This window comes from Streptomyces xantholiticus, assembly GCF_014651015.1.
GTDB lineage: Bacteria > Actinomycetota > Actinomycetes > Streptomycetales > Streptomycetaceae > Streptomyces > Streptomyces xantholiticus.
Genome location: NZ_BMWB01000039.1, coordinates 22,385 through 37,918, shown reverse-complemented (window position 1 = coordinate 37,918; position 15,534 = coordinate 22,385). Strand labels below are relative to the sequence as shown.

Below are 15,534 nucleotides of genomic sequence, written 5' to 3'. Positions count from 1 at the left end.
CATGTCTCATGCCGGTGAGCCGGGCCCGCACCAGCGTCGGAGCTCGAACAGCGGCCACTGGTCGGTCTCCCGCACCTGGTGGCGACATGTCACCGCGCGTCGCGTCCAGGGCGCGCGCCTCGGCCTCGGGGACCGCGCCACGCAGGTCGTCGTGGCGTACGCGGTAGTGCGGGACCTCCGGCAGCACGTGCTGGTGCCCCTCCGGGGAGACACGGCGCGCAGCGTGGGGTGACGGCATGCTTGTGCGTCCGCAGGGCCTCCAGCCTCGCAGCGGTCAGCGCCCCCTTGGGCGCGCGGTAACGGAGCCGCACCGGCGCTGGTGAAGTTCTGGACGCAGCACGGCCGTCGTCGCCGGCCCGATCCGGTCGGGCATCAACGGCCGGCGCGGCAGGTCCTGTTCGGCAGGGACCGCCGCGCCGGGCAGCAACGAGTGCGAGAGTGGCGCCGACTCCGCGGGCGACGGTCTGCCGTCCTGCCGACTCCGGGCAAGGCCCCGTGCCGGAACGGCCACGGGGCGCTCGACTGCGGCATGCGTCCCCGGGATCCCGAGCAGAGGGTGCGCGACGCCGGTGCACGGCCGCGACGCTCGGCGCAACGACGTTGTGCCCGCGGCCCGGGCACGTTCCCGATGGTCTCCGGTCAGTCCGGGGTGGCGGCCGGCAGGGCGATGGCCGTCATCACCAGCCCGCCGTCCGCCGCCCACCGGCCGGTGAAACTGCTCAGGCGGCGTCCGCCGATCACAGGGCCGGGGACGAGGAGCCGGGCCGAGAACGTACCGGACGCCAGGTCCACCGTCACGTGGGCCTCATGGAAGTCGAGTTCCCGGCCGGTGAGCGGATACCAGGTCTTGAAGACGCTCTCCTTGGCGCTGAACAGCAGCCGCTCCCAGTGCACCGTGGGGCGGCGCGCGCCGAGCAGGGCCAACTGGTCCTGCTCGGCGGGCAGGGCGACCACGTCCAGCACCCCTTCGGGCAGCGGCCCGTCGGGCTCCACGTCGATGCCGAGCGACAGTCCGTCCTCCGCGCGGGCCACGACGGCGGCCCGGTAGCCGTCGCAGTGCGTCATGCTGCCGATCACACCGTCAGGCCAGCGCGGCGCGCCCCGCCGGCCGGGCAGCAGCGGCGCGGGCGGGTGGCCCAGGCGCCGCAACGCCGCGCGGGCGCACAGGCGCACGGTGGTGAACTCCCGCCGCCGCTTCGGCACCGCTCGGGCCACACAGTCCTCCTCCTCCGGGAACAGCACTCCGGTGGCGTCATCGGTGGCGTCGGTTCGTGCGTACTCGGCGACGGCCCAGGTCGGCAGCAGGTCCCCGATCACCGGCCCGCTCCCGACGACTCGCCGGGCCGGCCCTCAGGCAGAGGCAGGATCTGCCGCAGCGGTTCGCGCGGCGGCCGTGGGCGCCACTCGCGGGGATAGCCGACCGACACCTCCTCGAAGCGCACGCCGTCGTGCCAGGTGACGCGCGGGATGTGGAGGTGGCCGTACACCACGGCCGAGGCCCGGAACCGCACGTGCCAGTCAGCGGTGAGTTCGGTGCCGCACCACTGAGCGAACTCCGGATACCGCAGGATCCGGGTGGGATCGCGGAGCAGCGGCCAGTGATTGACCAGAACGGTGGGCAGTCCCGGATCCACGGCAGCCAGCCGCCCCTCCGTGTAGGCGACCCGCGCCCGGCACCATGCGTCGCGCCCCGCGTACGGGTCGGGGTGCAGCAGGTACTCGTCCGTGCAGACCACCCCGGCCTCGTGGGCGCGGCGCAGGGACTCCTCCTTGGTACGGGAGCCGGGTGCCCGGAACGAGTAGTCGTAGAGGGCGAACAGCGGCGCCACCACTGCAGGGCCGCCCTCCCCGTCCCACACCGGATAGGGATCCTCCGGGGTGGCGATGCCCAGACCCCGGCATGTCTCCACCAGCGCCGAATACCGCTTCTCACCGCGAAGGTCGCAGGGGTCCCCGGGCGGGGTCCACAGCTCGTGGTTGCCCGGCGACCAGACCACTCTCCGGAACCGGTCGGCGAGCAGGGTCAGGGCCCACTCCACGTCGGCGTACCGTTCGCCCACGTCACCCGCGACGATCAGCCAGTCCTCGTCCGAGAAGGGACGCAAGGACTCGGTGAGGGCCCGGTTCTCCGCATGCACCACATGCAGGTCACTGACCGCGTACAGCCTTCCCCCGGACATGGAACCCCTTCCCCCGTGGCGACCCGTGTCGCCGCGCCCCAGAATAGTCGCGTCCCGGCCGACCGGGCCATCGAGGCCCTCCCGCCGGTACGGCCCGGCGACGATGGACGTGCGCGGCCGGCACCGGCGGCGCGGCCTCGCCCGAAAAGCCCAACTGCCCTGCGGATCACGGCACTACGGCCCACGTATAGTCATGGCCAGACATATTCGTCCCGCCGGCCGGAGGTTGCACGTGACCACCTCGCCCCACTCGAAGCAGGTGCACGCCGGCCAGGCCGTCTACCTGCCGTGGACGCTGCCCCTGTACGACCTGGTGGCCTTCAAGATCAACTGTCGGTTCCTCTTCCGCGTCCCGGTGTCCGAGGTGGTCGCCATGTTCGACCGCAACGTGTCCCCGGAACACCTGGACGTCGGTGTGGGCACCGGTTACTTCCTGGACAACTGCCGCACCGCTCCGGAGCAGGCCATCACCCTCGTCGACCTGAACGAGCACTCGCTGCGCCACGCCGCCCGCCGCCTGGCCCGCTTCGAGGTCAGGACGGTGCGGGCCAACGCGCTGGAACCGCTACCGCTTCCCAAGGCCGCCTTCGGCTCGGCGTCGATGAACTTCCTCCTGCACTGTGTGCCCGGCAGCATTCGTCAGAAGGCCAAGGTGCTGGACCACGTCGCGGCCTGCGTACGGCCGGGTGGGCGCATCTTCGGCGCCACCGTGCTCAGCAAGGGCGTACCGGTCGGGGCGGCCGCCCGGGCCGTCGTGCCGGTGTGGAACTGGCGCGGCATGATGAACAACTCCGAAGACAGCCTCGGCGACCTGCGCACGGAGCTGGCCGCCCGCTTCCCGTCCCACAAGGTCTCCGTCCACGGCTGCACCGCCCTGTTCGAGGCCGAGGTCCCCTGATCGCCCGGGGTCCGATGCGACCGTGCCGGTCACGGCCGGCGGCGGGCCGGGCTCGACACCGTGCGGCAGCGACGGTTCGACTCCGGCCCACCGGCCGTTCGTCAGGGGTCCACGGCCTCACGGCGCGTTGGCGTGCCCTGTCCGGGCGCTAGGAGCGGCGGGGCACGGGGACCACGTAGCGGCTGAAGAGCAGGTCGCGCAGGACGTCGTCGCCGCCTTCGACGATGGAGACGTACCTCATGTCGCGCATCAGCTTGCCGATGGGCAGTTCATCGGTGTAGCCGAGTCCGCCGAACATCTCGGAGCCCACGCCGGCCACCTCCCAGCCGGCCTGGCCGCAGAACATCTTGGCGGTCAAGGCGGACTTGAGGGTGCCCTGTCGGTGGAAGAGGGCGGCGGCGCGAGGATCCGTCATGATCGCGTCATAGTCGCGGGCGGCGCGCAGACAGTGGCTCTTCATGACGTCGATCTGCATCTCCATCTGCGCGAGCCGCTGCGCGAACACCGGGCTCTCCATGAGGACACCGTCGCGGAACGGCTTGCTCTTGGCGTAGGTCATGCAGTGGTCGCGAATGCGGCGGGCGATCCCGATCGCGGTGGTGGCGATCAGGATGCGGCTGGCGTTGAGGCCGATCTCCAGCAGCCGCAGGCCCGAGCCCTCGAGCCGGTTCGCGGCTGGGACGCGGCAGCCCTTCAGGCTGACCTGGTAGGTGTACGAGGCGCGCAGACCGATGACGTCCCAGCGCTTCACGACCTCGACGCCGGGGGTGTCGCGCGGGATCAGCACGGCATGGTAGGCCTCGGGATCCTCGGCCGAGCGGGCCACGACGACGAGGAAGTCGGCGAAGTCGGTGTTGGTGGAGAAGAACTTCTCACCGGTGACGACGAGTTCGTCCCCCTCGGTCGCGACCACGGTCTCGATCTTGCCGAGTTCGCTGCCCGCGGCCTGTTCGCTGCCCAGCGTCGCGCAGAACGAGCCCCGGGCGGCCATGGGCTCGAGATGACGGGCCTTGAGCTCCTCGGAGCCGTACAGCTGCACGATGCTGGTGCCGAGAACCGAGATGAAGAGCGTGAAGGCCACCCCGGCGTCGCCGTAGGCGATCTCGTTGACGATCTCGACGCTGTCCTCGAGGCTGAGTCCGCGGCCGCCGAGCTCCTCCGGCAGCCACCAGTTGGCCAGTCCCGTCTCCCGGAACCTCTCATAGACGTCCGAGGGCTTGTCCTCGATCGCGTCCATCTCCGCATGTCGGTCGCCGAGATGCTCCTTGACGAACGAGCGAACGGCCTTCAGGTCTTCCGGATTCATCTCTCCACCATCATTTCCAGATCGGGCACACGGGGGCACGGAGTACTCATTCGGAGATCGCCCGCTGCACGAGTGCCTCGATGTCGAGTTCATCGATCTCGTCGAGTCCGTCGATCCCGTCGTCCGGCACGTCGGCCATCTCGCCTTCGACCTGGTCCGGCTCGGGGAACATGAGTTCCCGCAGGCGCTCCGCCAGCGCGGCAGGCGTCGGGTAGTTGTAGATCACCGTTGCCGGGACGTGCACTCCCGTGTCCTGCTTGACCTGGTTGCGGAACTCCACGCCGCTGAGGGAGTCGAACCCGATCTCCTGGAACGACATGTCGGCGTCGATGTCCTCGGCGGACGGGTAGCCCAGCACCACGGCGGCGGTCTCCAGCAGCAGGGTCACCAGTTCCTCGCGCTGCTCCTCCGGCGAGAGGACCGCCAGCCTGCGCGCCATGGCAGACTCCCCGCTCTCCTCGGCGGCGACGGGCCGCTCGGAAGGCGCGGGCGCGGGCTGGACCAGGGTGCGCAGCAGCTCGGGCACGGTGTCCTGCCACAGAGCGCCCCGATCGACCTGCACGGGGAGCTGCAGCCTCTCGTCCGTGGCGAGAGCGGCGTCGAACAGGGCGGTGCCCCGCTCCGCCGTCAGGGGCGCCATGCCATGGCGCCGGAAGCGCGCCAGATCGGCCTGGCCGAGCGTGCTCGCCATGCCGATCTCCCACGGACCCCAGGCCAGCGAGAGTGCGGGCAGCCCCGCCTCGGCGCGGTGCTCGGCCAGTGCGTCGAGGAAGGCGTTGGCCGCCGCGTAGTTCGCCTGACCCGCGTTGCCGATCACGCCCACGACCGAGGAGTACAGCACGAAGGCCGACAGCTCCATGTCCTTGGTGAGCTCGTGCAGATGCCATGCGGCGTCGACCTTGGGCGCGAACACGCGGTCGATCCGCTCGGGCGTCATCAACTCCACGGTGGTGTCGTCGAGCACGCCTGCCATGTGCACGACCGCAGTGAGCGGTGCCTCCTGCGGAATCCGCGCGAGCTGCTGCTCCAGCGCCCCGACGTCGGAGACGTCGCAGGCCGCGTGGGTGACGTTGGCGCCCAGCTCGGCCAGCTCCGCAGCCGGCCCGGCCGCACCGGAGCGGCTGAGAAGAAGGAGGTTGCGCACTCCGTGCTCGACGACCAGATGCCGGGCGAGCAGGGCGCCCAGACCACCGGTCGCGCCGGTGAGCAACACCGTTCCGTTCGGATCCCAGGCCTGCCGCGCGGCGGACGAGGCGTGCGCCGGGACCAGTCGCGGTGCATAGGCCTTGCCCTGGCGGATCGCGAGCTGGGGCACGCGCGCGTCCAGGTCCTCCAGCGCGCGCAGCGACTGCTCGCTGCCGTCGGTGTCCACGAGCACGAACTGATCGCCGTGCTCGGCCTGCGCGGAGCGCACCAGGCCCCACACCGGTGCGAGGGCCAGATCGGGCGTCTCCCCGGGGAGGGCCGCCACGGCGTTCCTGGTCACGATGACCAGGGGGCGGTCGTGGTGGTCGTCCAGCCGTCGCTGCACCAGCTCGAGCGCCTCACGGGCGCTCGCCCTGGCCGACGCGGGAGCGTCGCCGTGCCCGCCCGCCTCGATGTGCACGATCTCGGCCGACTCGGCCGGCCGCTGTGGGCTCCGCTCCGCCGGCGACCAGCGCACGGCGAACAGGGAGTCGGCGACGGAGCCTCTGGACAGCTGGTCCGCCGAGGCCGGCATCAGGGCCAGGGACTCGACGGTGAGTACGGGCACACCGTCAAGGCCGGTGATCGACAGCGACACCTCGGTCTCGCTGATCCGGGTCATGCGGACCCGCAGACGGCCTGCGCCGTGCGCGTGGCAGGCAACCCCGGCCCAGGAGTAGGGCAGCACCGTCTGCGTCGGATCGTTCGACACCACCAGCGACAGGATCGGGTGCAGGGCGGCGTCGAAGAGGGCCGGATGCACGGCGAATCCGTCCTTGGCGTGCGGCACGTGCTCGGGCAGCTGGACCTCGCCGTAGACCTCGTCGTCGCCGAGCCGCCACAGCGAGCGCAGCCCCTGGAAGGCCGGGCCGTAACCGTAGCCCCGGTCGACCAGCTCCGGATAGAAGCCGGACACGTCCACCGGGACGGCGTCCTGCGGGGGCCACACGTCCACCGTGGCGGCGCGAGCGGGAGCCTGCGGGACCACGTGCCCGGCGGCGTGCCGGGTCCAGCCGCCGGAGCCGCCGGCGGCGGGCCGCGAGTAGACCCCGAGGGGGCGCCTGCCCGACTGCTCCGCCTCGCCGACGACGACCTGCACCTGTACGGCGCCGTCGGCGAAGGTGAGCGGCGCGTGGAGGGTCAGTTCCTCGATGACACGGCAGCCGGTGTTCTCGATCGCGCGCAGCGCCATCTCCACGACGGCCGCGCCGGGGAACACGGCGTTGCCGAAGATGGCGTGGTCGGCCAGCCAGGGCTCGCCGACGAGGTCGATCCGTCCGCTGAACGCCACCTGGTCGCCGACGGCGAGCTCGGTGGCGGCGGAGAGGAAGGGATGCCCGACCGGCTCCAGCCCGGCACTTGCGACATCGCCGTGCGGCTTGCTCGGCTGCGCCCAGTAACGCTGGTGGTCGAAGGCATAGGTGGGCAGGTCGACGGGCCTGCCCGCGACGCCGACGGCGTCCAGATAGGCCCGCCAGTCGACCGGGACACCGGCGACGTGCAGGCGGGCCAGGGCCTCCGCCGCCGAACGCTTCTCGGAACGACCCTTGCGGACGAGGGGAATCGCCGTCAGGTTCCCGTCGGTGAGGGTGTCGGCGGCCATGGCGGAGAGGACGCCGTCGGGGCCGACCTCGACCAGCGCCTCGGCCCCGGCCTTCACGGCGGCGGCGACCCCGTCGGCGAAGCGCACGGCGTCGCGCACGTGGCGCACCCAGTACCCGGGCTGCTCCAGCTCGCCCGGTTCGGCGATGGCGCCGCTCACGTTGGACACGACCGCGACGCGCGCGGGCGTGTAGGTGACCGACTCGGCGACGCGTCGGAACTCGTCCAGCATGGGCTCCATCAGCGGCGAGTGGAAGGCGTGCGAGACGCGCAACCGGGTCGTCTTGCGTCCTTCGGCGGCCAGGGCCGCGGCGACCGCGGTGACGACCTCCTCCACGCCGGAGATCACGACGGCCGCGGGGCCGTTCACGGCGGCGATGGAGACAGCCTGCTCGTGCCCGGCCAGGGCGGCCCGGACCTCGTCCTCGCTCGCCTGCACGGCCACCATGGCCCCGCCGCGGGGCAGTGCCCCCATCAGGCGCCCGCGCGCGGCGACCAGACGGGCCGCGTCGGCCAGTGAGAACACGCCTGCCACGTGCGCGGCGGCCAGCTCGCCGATGGAGTGCCCGACGAGCACCGTGGGCTCGACCCCGAGGGAGGTCACCAGCCGGTAGGCGGCCACCTCGAAGGCGAACAGCGCGGGCTGCGTCGTCGCGGTCTCGTCGAGCAGCCCGGCCGCCTCTGACCCGGGCTCGGCCGAGACGACCTCGTCGATGCGGAGCTCCAGCAGGGGGTCGAGTTCTTCGCAGACCTCGCGCCAGGCGTCGGCGAACGCCGGGAAGGCCTCGATCAGCTCACGGCTCATGCCCAGGCGCTGGCTGCCCTGCCCGGAGAAGAGGACGCCGATGCCGGGCGGCGCCGATGCGTGTCCGGTGACCACACCGGACTCGCGCTGCCCCCGGGCCAGGGCTTCCAGTCCGGCGAGCAGTTCCTCCCGGCCCGCCCCGATGATCACAGCGCGGTGGTCGAAGGACGAGCGCCGGGTGGCCAGGGACACGGCCACATCGGCCGGGTGCGCGGCGGCGTCGGCGGCCAGCGCGTCGGCCAGCTTGCGCGCCTGTCCGGCCAGCGCCTTGGCGCTGTGCGCCGACACCGGCCAGACCGACTCGCCCCGGGACGGCGCGGCTGACGGCGCGGCGGACTCGGTGGTGTCACCCTGCTCGATGATCACATGGGCGTTGGTGCCGCTGATCCCGAACGAGGAGACGCCTGCGCGCCGGGGGCGGTCCGCGCCCGGCCAGTCGCGCTGCTCGGCCAGCAGCCGTACGGCGCCGGAGGACCAGTCGACCCGGCGAGAGGGCTGCTCGGCGTGCAGCGTCCTGGGCAGCACGCCCTCGTGCATCGACGTGATCATCTTGATCACGCCCGCGACGCCCGCGGCGGCCTGGGTGTGTCCGATGTTGGACTTCAGCGACCCCAGCCACAGCGGGTCCTCGCGGTCCTGGCCGTAGACGGACAGCAGCGCCTGAGCCTCGATGGGGTCGCCGAGGCCGGTGCCGGTGCCGTGCGCCTCCACGGCGTCGACCTCGGACGGGGACAAGCCGGCCGAGGCGAGGGCCTGGCGGATCACCCGTTCCTGCGAGGGGCCGTTGGGCGCGGTGAGGCCGTTGCTCTCGCCGTCCTGGTTGATCGCGCTGCCGCGCAGCACGGCCAGGACGCGGCGGCCGGCCCGGCGCGCGTCGGACAGCCGCTCCAGCACCAGCACGCCGACACCCTCGGACCAGCCGGTGCCGTCGGCGGCGTCGGAGAACGCCTTGCAGCGGCCGTCGGCGGCCAGCCCGCCCTGGCGGGCGAACTCGACGAACATGCCCGGGGTGGACATCACGGTGACGCCGCCCGCCAGGGCGAGGGTGCAGTCACCGGACCGCAGCGACTGGGCGGCCAGGTGCAGGGCGACCAGGGAGGAGGAGCAGGCTGTGTCGACGGTGACGGCCGGTCCCTCCAGCCCGAGGGAGTAGGCGATCCGGCCGGACACCACACTGCCGGAGCCGCCGGTCAGCGCGTGACCTGCCAGGTTGCCGGACACGTCCTGGAGCCGCGGCAGGTAGTCCTGGGCCATGGCGCCCATGAACACCGCGGTGCTGCTGCGGCGCAGCTCTGCCGGGTCCTGGCCCGCGTTCTCCAGCGCCTCCCACACGGCCTCCAGGGCGAGCCGCTGCTGCGGGTCCATGGCGAGGGCCTCGCGCGGGCTGATCCGGAAGAAGCCCGCGTCGAAGTCCGCCGCGTCGTCCAGGAAGCCGCCGGCGGGAACGAAGTCGGCGCCCGCGTCGACCTGCCAGCCCCGGTCCTCGGGGAAGCCGGTGATCGCGTCGACCCCGTCGGCGACCAGTCGCCACAGGTCGTCGGGGGTGGCCACGCCGCCGGGCAGCCGGCAGCTCATGCCGACGATCGCGATCGGCTCGTCCGCGGCGGGGACGGTGACGGCCTCCGCAGCGGCCCGGTCCTCGCCCTGCCCGGAGAGCTGCTCGCGCATGTGCCGCACCACCGCGGCGGGGGTCGGGTGGTCGTAGGCGAGCGAGGCGGGCATCTGCAGACCGGTCGCGGTGTTGAGCCGGTCGCGCAACTGCACCGCGGTCACCGAGTCGAAGCCGAGTTCCTTGAAGGTGTTGTCCGTCCCGATCCGCGCGGTGTCGGCGTGCCCGAGCAGCACCGCCGCCTCTCCGCGTACCAGCGTCCACAGGTCCTGCTCGGACATCCCGTCGGCGGCGGGAGCGGCCTCGGGCGAAGCGGCGGCAGGCGCAGCGGCGGCGAGGGCCGGTCGCGCGGCGGGCGGCTCGACGGCGGCGCCGTCGACCCAGTAGGTCTCTCGCTGGAATGCGTAGGTCGGCAGCGGCACGCGCCGCGCGCCCGTGAACATGCCCCGCCAGTCCAGGTCGACGCCCCGGCTGTGCAACTCGGCCATGGACAGCAGCAGGCGCTGCGTCTCGTCCTGGTTGCGGCGCAGCGTGGGCTGCACGACGGCGGAGCCGGCCGTGGCCGCGATGTGCATCGTCAGCACCGGGTGCGGGCTGACCTCGACGAACACGCCGTATCCGTCGGCCTGAAGTGCCTGGACGGTGTCGGCGAAGCGCACGGGCTCGCGCAGGTTCCGGTACCAGTACTCGGCGTCCAGCGTGGCCGGGTCGACGCGTCCGGCGGCGACGGTGGAGTAGAACGCCACACCGGTGTCGGTGGTCGCTGCTCCCGCGACGCCGCTGAGCACCTCGTCCCGGATCGATTCCACGTGGTGGCTGTGGGAGGCGTAGTCGACGGGGACGATCCGGGCGCGAAGGTCCCTGGCCTGGCAGTCGGCGACGGCCGCGCGGACGGCCTCGGGGTCGCCGGAGATCACCACGGTGCCGGGCGAGTTGACCGCCGCGATCGAGACGCGGGACTGGTCGACCTGGTCGGCGGGCAGGTCCAGCACGGCCATCAGGCCCCGTCCGGACAGCTTCTCGGTGATGACCCGCGCGCGGGCGACGATCAGCCGCACGCCGTCGGTGAGGGAGAGGATGCCGGCCGCGGTCGCGGCGGCGATCTCGCCCTGGGAGTGGCCGATGACCGCGTCCGGCGCCAGGCCCGCGGAGCGCCACACCTCGGCGAGCGAGACCATGACCGCGAACAGCGCGGGCTGGACGACGTCCATCCTCTTCAGGGCGGTCTCGTCGCCGAGCACGTCCCGCAGCGTCCAGCCGGCGAACTCCCGGAGCAGGCGCTCGCACTCGTCCATGCGGGCGGCGAACACCTCGTTCGTCTCCCACAGGCCCTGGGCCATGCCGACCCAGTGCGCGCCCTGGCCGGAGAACACCCACACGACGCCGCCGCCCTCGGCCGCGGTGCCGGTGACGACCCGCGCCGACGGCCTGCCCTCGGCCAGCGCGGTCAGGCCGTCCAGCAGTTCCTCCCGGTCGGCGGCGAGCACGACGCCCCGGTTCTTCAGCGCGGAGCGGGTGGTCGTCGTGGAGAGGCCTACGTCCAGCGGGTTCAGACCGGCGTCGTCGCGCACCCAGTCGTGCAGCCGCCCGGCCTGGGCCCGCAGCGCTTGGGGGCTGCGCGCGGACACCATCACCGGGACCGGCTTGCCGGGCGCGGGCCCCGCGCTCGGCCGCGGCTCCGGCCGGGGCTCGGGGGCGGCGACGACGAGGTGGCAGTTGGTACCGCCGATCCCGAAGGAGCTGACACCGGCCAGCCGGGGGCCGTCGGGCCACGGCGCGGCGGCGGCGTTGACCCTCAGCTTCCACTGCTCCAGGGGGATGTCCGGGTTCGGGGTCTCGTAGTTGAGGCTGGCGGGCAGCAGACCGTGCCGCAGCGACAGGGCGACCTTGATCAGGCCCAGGACGCCTGCGGCCGCGTCGAGATGGCCGATGTTGGTCTTCACCGATCCGACCAGCAGCGGCTGCGCGGCGTCGCGGCCCTCGCCGAAGACCGCGCCCAGGGCGCTCGCCTCGACCGGGTCGCCCGCCCGGGTGCCGGTGCCGTGCAGCTCCACGTACCGCACCTGCGCGGGGGCCACCCCGGCGTCGCGGTACGCCTCGCGCAGCAGCGCGCTCTGTGCCTCGGCGTTGGGCACGGTCAGCGCGCCCGGCCCGTCGTGGTTGACGGCGCCACCGAGCAGCACGCAGTACACGTGATCGCCGTCGGCGACCGCGTCGGCCAGGCGCTTGAGCACGACCACGCCCGCACCCTCGCCGCGGACGAAACCGTTGGCGCGGGCGTCGAAGGTGTGGCTGCGGCAGTCCGGCGACAGTGCCCCGGAGCGGGCGAAGGCGATCGTGCTCTCCGGCACCAGATTCAGATGGACCCCGCCGGCCAGCGCCAGGCGCGCGGCTCCCGAGCGCAGGCTCTCACAGGCCATGTGCACGGCGACGAGGGAGGAGGACTGCACGGTGTCCACGGTCAGGCTCGGCCCGTGCAGGCCCAGTTGGTGCGAAATCCGGTTGGCGATCAGGCCCCGGCTCAGCCCGGCTATGGAGTGGTGGGACAGCGCGTCGGCGCCGTGCCGGTGCACCAGGGAGGCGTAGTCGTCACCGGTGGCTCCCAGGAACACCGCGGTGGCGCTGCCGCGCAGGCTCTCCGGAGGGAGGAAGGCGTCTTCCAGGGCCGCCCAGCTCAACTCGAGCACCATGCGCTGGCGCGGGTCCATCACCGCGGCCTCTCGCGGGGAGATGCCGAAGAAGCCCGCGTCGAAGTCACCGACGCCGTCGACGAAGCCGCCCTGCGGGTGGCGCGCCAGTTCGACGATGTCCGTGGGCCACCGGTCGGCAGGCGCGTCCGCTATCGCGTGCTCGCCCTCCCCCAGCAGCTTCCAGAAGGAACGCACGTCCTCGGCGCCCGGTACCCGGCACGACATTCCGATGACGGCGACGGCATTCTGACCCACACCGGTGAGCCCTTGCCCGCACTCGTTCACGCCCATAGAGCTCCAGCCCTTTCTACCGCTTCCGCCTGCACGATCCGCGAACGGCTCCCGCAGATACACGTTCGCGGCCCCGAATCCGGCGAATTTCCGACCAGCGCAAGAGCTTCGTTCGGCGTACTGCCGCCGTCGGCGACTCGTTCCAGGGTGGCTTCGAGGATGCGGTGCAGATCGTGCGCAGGCCGGCCGGAGCAGCCAGAAGCGGGGATCGTCGCACCTTTGCGCACGTGGGCCAGTGACTGGGCCGCTGCGGCAAGAACGACAGCGGGATCGTCAACGCGACCACGCTGCGGACCGGGGAGCGGAGCTGACTGCCCGGTGCACGCGGTGTCCTGCACCCCGGCCTCGGCCCGGCCAAGGGGGAACCGCGCAGGCCAGCCGGCTCGAGGACGAGCACGACGCCCGTCGACGAGGCCCGCGCACGGCCGCCGCCCGGGCAGCCCTTACAGCCCGCGCGGACCTGCGGGCCACAAGGGGGCGGCCTCCGCCCTCAACCCGTCGTCAACAGTGCCTCGCCGCTGCGCGGGCATGAGCCCGTGCGACTGACCGGAGGAGCGCAGCAGCCGTCCTTGAACGAGCTGTGGGACGAGCGCGTATCCGCGCCGGGGTCCGGCGTTGCCACGCCGGACCCCGGCCCTCATGCGGCCGTCCGCGTCTTCCAGGAGCGGCCGATCGCCTTGACCAAGGACGGCGTCACGAAGACGCGCCGGAAGGGAAGGATGAAGGGCATGTACACCTTCCCCAGCAGTCCCTTCTTCTTGACGAGCACGGCCATCTGCGCGTGATGCCGGCCGTCCCCGTCGTCCACCCAACCGATGTGCATCGCCGCGTGCACGGTCTTGTTGACGACCTCGGTCACCCACTCGTCGGAGGTCTGGTAGACCGACTTCAACGGCACCACCTTCATGTCCGGGCCGCGCGGCCCGTCGCGCAGGTCGTCCGGCAGCCGGTCCCGCAGGGAGGGGTTGCGCGGGCCGAGGCCGTGCTTCTCCTCGTCCCACTTGAGGACGGCTCCGAGTCTCCAGCGGATCGCGAACAGCAGCTTGTACATCGGCGACGGCTTGAAGTCGGCCCCGTCGCTGTCGAACTGCCGGACCAGGAGCGCCAGTCCGTCGGGTCCCCCAGGGGTGTCCAGGTCCCACACGTCCTCGACCTCGAAATCCTTGATGAACTCGTGGACCCTCCATGGCCGCTCGGTGAACGCGGTGTTCGGGAGCCTCATCCAAACCTCCATTTCTCGTGGAACGGACGCGCAGAAGCACACGTCATAAGTGCCCGCCGGTACGTGCGTCGCGAGCGGACCTGCGTCCCACCCGGGCTGCCCCGGAGCCGGGGCGCCGGGGCCTTGTTCCCGGCGGGTCGCAGGACCGTCCCCGCTGATTCGTGCGGGGACAGCCCGACGACGCCGCCAGGGTGCCTGGCCACGCGCGGCAGAACCAACCTACCCGGGGGTCTCTCCACTGCGGGGACGCACCCTTGACTCCCCGCGGCCGGCGCCCCGGCGCGACGGCCGCGCCTCAACTCATGAGCTCGGCCTTCACCTTGCGCGGGCGAAACACCATGCGGGCACCGTTCTTCGGAATGTTGACGACCGTGCGGCTGTGCGCGTACTCCGGTTTCGGGTCGGCGCGCTCGACGTCGCAGCTGGTCAGTATCTCGGTCAACGTGGCCTTCAACTCCACGAACGCGATCCGGTCGCCGAGGCACCGGGTGTGGCCACCGCCGAACGGGATCCAGGTGTGCGAGGCAGCCTTGACGCCGAGGAAGCGCTCCGGCCGGAACTCGTCGGGCTGCGGGTAGTTGTGCTCGTCCCGGTTGAGCAGGTAGGCGCTGGCCCACAGGCGGTCGCCGGACTCGTAGCGCACGCCGCCTATCTCGATCGGCTTGACCACCTCGCGGGGGACGATCTGCTGGATCGGCGGGCCGAGCCGCAGCACTTCGTGCACCACCGCCGTCAGGTACTCGTCGCCTGTCCCCTCCTCGATCTCCGCACGCAGGCGCTCGACCACGTCGGGGTGCCGGGTGAGGAACTCGAGCGCCCAGCAGATGGCGGCGGCGGTGGTCTCCGTGCCTGCCAGGAACTGGGTCATGATCTCGTCGCGCATCTCGATCCGGCTCGGAGTGGAGCCGTCCGCGTTGGTGATGCCCAGCATCACGCCCAGCAGGTCGTCACCGGACTTGCCGGACCGTGCGCGCTCCTCGATGGCCGCGTCCAGCATCCGGTAGACCCGCTCGCGGCGGGTCAGGAACTCGTTGACACCGTTGGGCCGGAGCAGCCGCAGCAGCTTCACCCTCCAGGACGGCATCCGGTGGAACATCGTCATCGACGCGGGGCGGGAGTTGAAGTCCAGCATCTTCATCACCTCCTCCAACATCTCGTCCTCGCAGGACGGACGGTGCTCGCCGAAGAGGACCTCGAGGATCACCTTGGTGGTGTAGCGGTGCGCGTAGGGGTGGACCGACACGACCTGGTTGCGCGGCAAGGACGCGACGGTCTCCTTGGCCAGCTGGACAACCGCCTGCTCGATGCGCTTCAGCGCGTCGCCCCGGAAGCTCGGCATGACGCTGCGCCGCCGGGCGGTGTGCGCGTCCTCGTCCAGCCAGGCGAGGCCGTTCTGGCCGGTCCACTTCTCGATCGGGCCGTTGCTGGAACCGGTGTGCAGGACATCCCGGGGCGCGAGGAACATCTGCTTCACGTCATCCGGCGCCGAGATCACGTGGATGCGGATACCGGGGATGATCGTCACGCGGAACCGGCTGCCGTACTTGGCGCGGCAGCTCTTCAGGAAGGGCTCCGGGCGGGCCCATATGCTCAGCACCTGCCGCAGCCGCGCCATCTCGACCACGGGCAGCGAGGAGGACGGAACGACCGTCTGCGGGGCGGGCGCGGAGTGGTCGATCGGGCACTTGCCCCCGGACGCGACCGACGCGTCGTGAGAGTTGCTGGAGTGGTCCATTTTTCTTGCTT

The 15,534-nt window shown here is 72.1% G+C and carries 8 protein-coding genes; 1 reads left to right on the top strand and 7 read right to left on the bottom strand.

Annotated features, from left to right (window positions below):
* The 3 genes from IE198_RS35940 to IE198_RS32990 form a co-directional block, all read right to left on the bottom strand.
* The coding region (locus IE198_RS35940) for a hypothetical protein (RefSeq protein ID WP_229834755.1) at positions 1-238 on the bottom strand (238 nt) is incomplete at its 3' end.
* A 401-nt stretch (positions 239-639) separates the two neighbouring features.
* Positions 640-1,317, bottom strand: a complete 678-nt coding sequence (locus IE198_RS32995) for a 4'-phosphopantetheinyl transferase family protein (RefSeq protein ID WP_189893378.1) — start codon at positions 1,315-1,317, stop codon at positions 640-642.
* Positions 1,314-2,180 (bottom strand): metallophosphoesterase family protein, encoded by an 867-nt coding sequence (locus tag IE198_RS32990; RefSeq protein ID WP_189893376.1) that lies wholly within the window; start codon positions 2,178-2,180, stop codon positions 1,314-1,316. The genes IE198_RS32995 and IE198_RS32990 overlap by 4 nt, the downstream gene beginning before the upstream one ends.
* 232 nt (positions 2,181-2,412) lie before the next feature.
* Between IE198_RS32990 and IE198_RS32985 the strand changes: the two genes are divergently transcribed.
* Entirely contained in the window at positions 2,413-3,078 is a 666-nt protein-coding gene (locus tag IE198_RS32985; RefSeq protein ID WP_189893374.1) for a class I SAM-dependent methyltransferase, read from the top strand.
* A 148-nt stretch (positions 3,079-3,226) separates the two neighbouring features.
* Here IE198_RS32985 and IE198_RS32980 read toward each other — a convergent pair whose 3' ends face one another.
* The 4 genes from IE198_RS32980 to IE198_RS32965 form a co-directional block, all read right to left on the bottom strand.
* Positions 3,227-4,384 (bottom strand): acyl-CoA dehydrogenase family protein, encoded by a 1,158-nt coding sequence (locus tag IE198_RS32980; protein ID WP_189893371.1) that lies wholly within the window; start codon positions 4,382-4,384, stop codon positions 3,227-3,229.
* A gap of 46 nt (positions 4,385-4,430) precedes the next feature.
* Positions 4,431-12,566 carry a type I polyketide synthase gene (locus tag IE198_RS32975; protein ID WP_189893369.1) on the bottom strand — a complete coding sequence of 2,712 codons (8,136 nt, stop codon included), beginning with the start codon at positions 12,564-12,566 and terminating at the stop codon, positions 4,431-4,433.
* Positions 12,567-13,203: 637 nt separating this feature from the next.
* Complete coding sequence (locus tag IE198_RS32970; protein WP_189893367.1) at positions 13,204-13,788, bottom strand: DUF2867 domain-containing protein; 585 nt, start codon at positions 13,786-13,788, stop codon at positions 13,204-13,206.
* Between the two features lie 295 nt (positions 13,789-14,083).
* Positions 14,084-15,523, bottom strand: coding sequence for a cytochrome P450 (locus tag IE198_RS32965; protein ID WP_189893364.1), 1,440 nt, complete (start codon positions 15,521-15,523; stop codon positions 14,084-14,086).
* Between the last annotated feature and the right edge of the window lie 11 nt (positions 15,524-15,534).

What these genes read in the sequence shown, in the direction of transcription:
- IE198_RS32990 (WP_189893376.1), bottom strand. Translation starts at nt 2,180, where the DNA reads ATGTCCGGGGGAAGGCTGTACGCGGTCAGTGACCTGCATGTGGTGCAT.
- IE198_RS32980 (WP_189893371.1), bottom strand. Translation starts at nt 4,384, where the DNA reads ATGAATCCGGAAGACCTGAAGGCCGTTCGCTCGTTCGTCAAGGAGCAT.
- IE198_RS32975 (WP_189893369.1), bottom strand. Translation starts at nt 12,566, where the DNA reads ATGGGCGTGAACGAGTGCGGGCAAGGGCTCACCGGTGTGGGTCAGAAT.
- IE198_RS32970 (WP_189893367.1), bottom strand. Translation starts at nt 13,788, where the DNA reads ATGAGGCTCCCGAACACCGCGTTCACCGAGCGGCCATGGAGGGTCCAC.
- IE198_RS32965 (WP_189893364.1), bottom strand. Translation starts at nt 15,523, where the DNA reads ATGGACCACTCCAGCAACTCTCACGACGCGTCGGTCGCGTCCGGGGGC.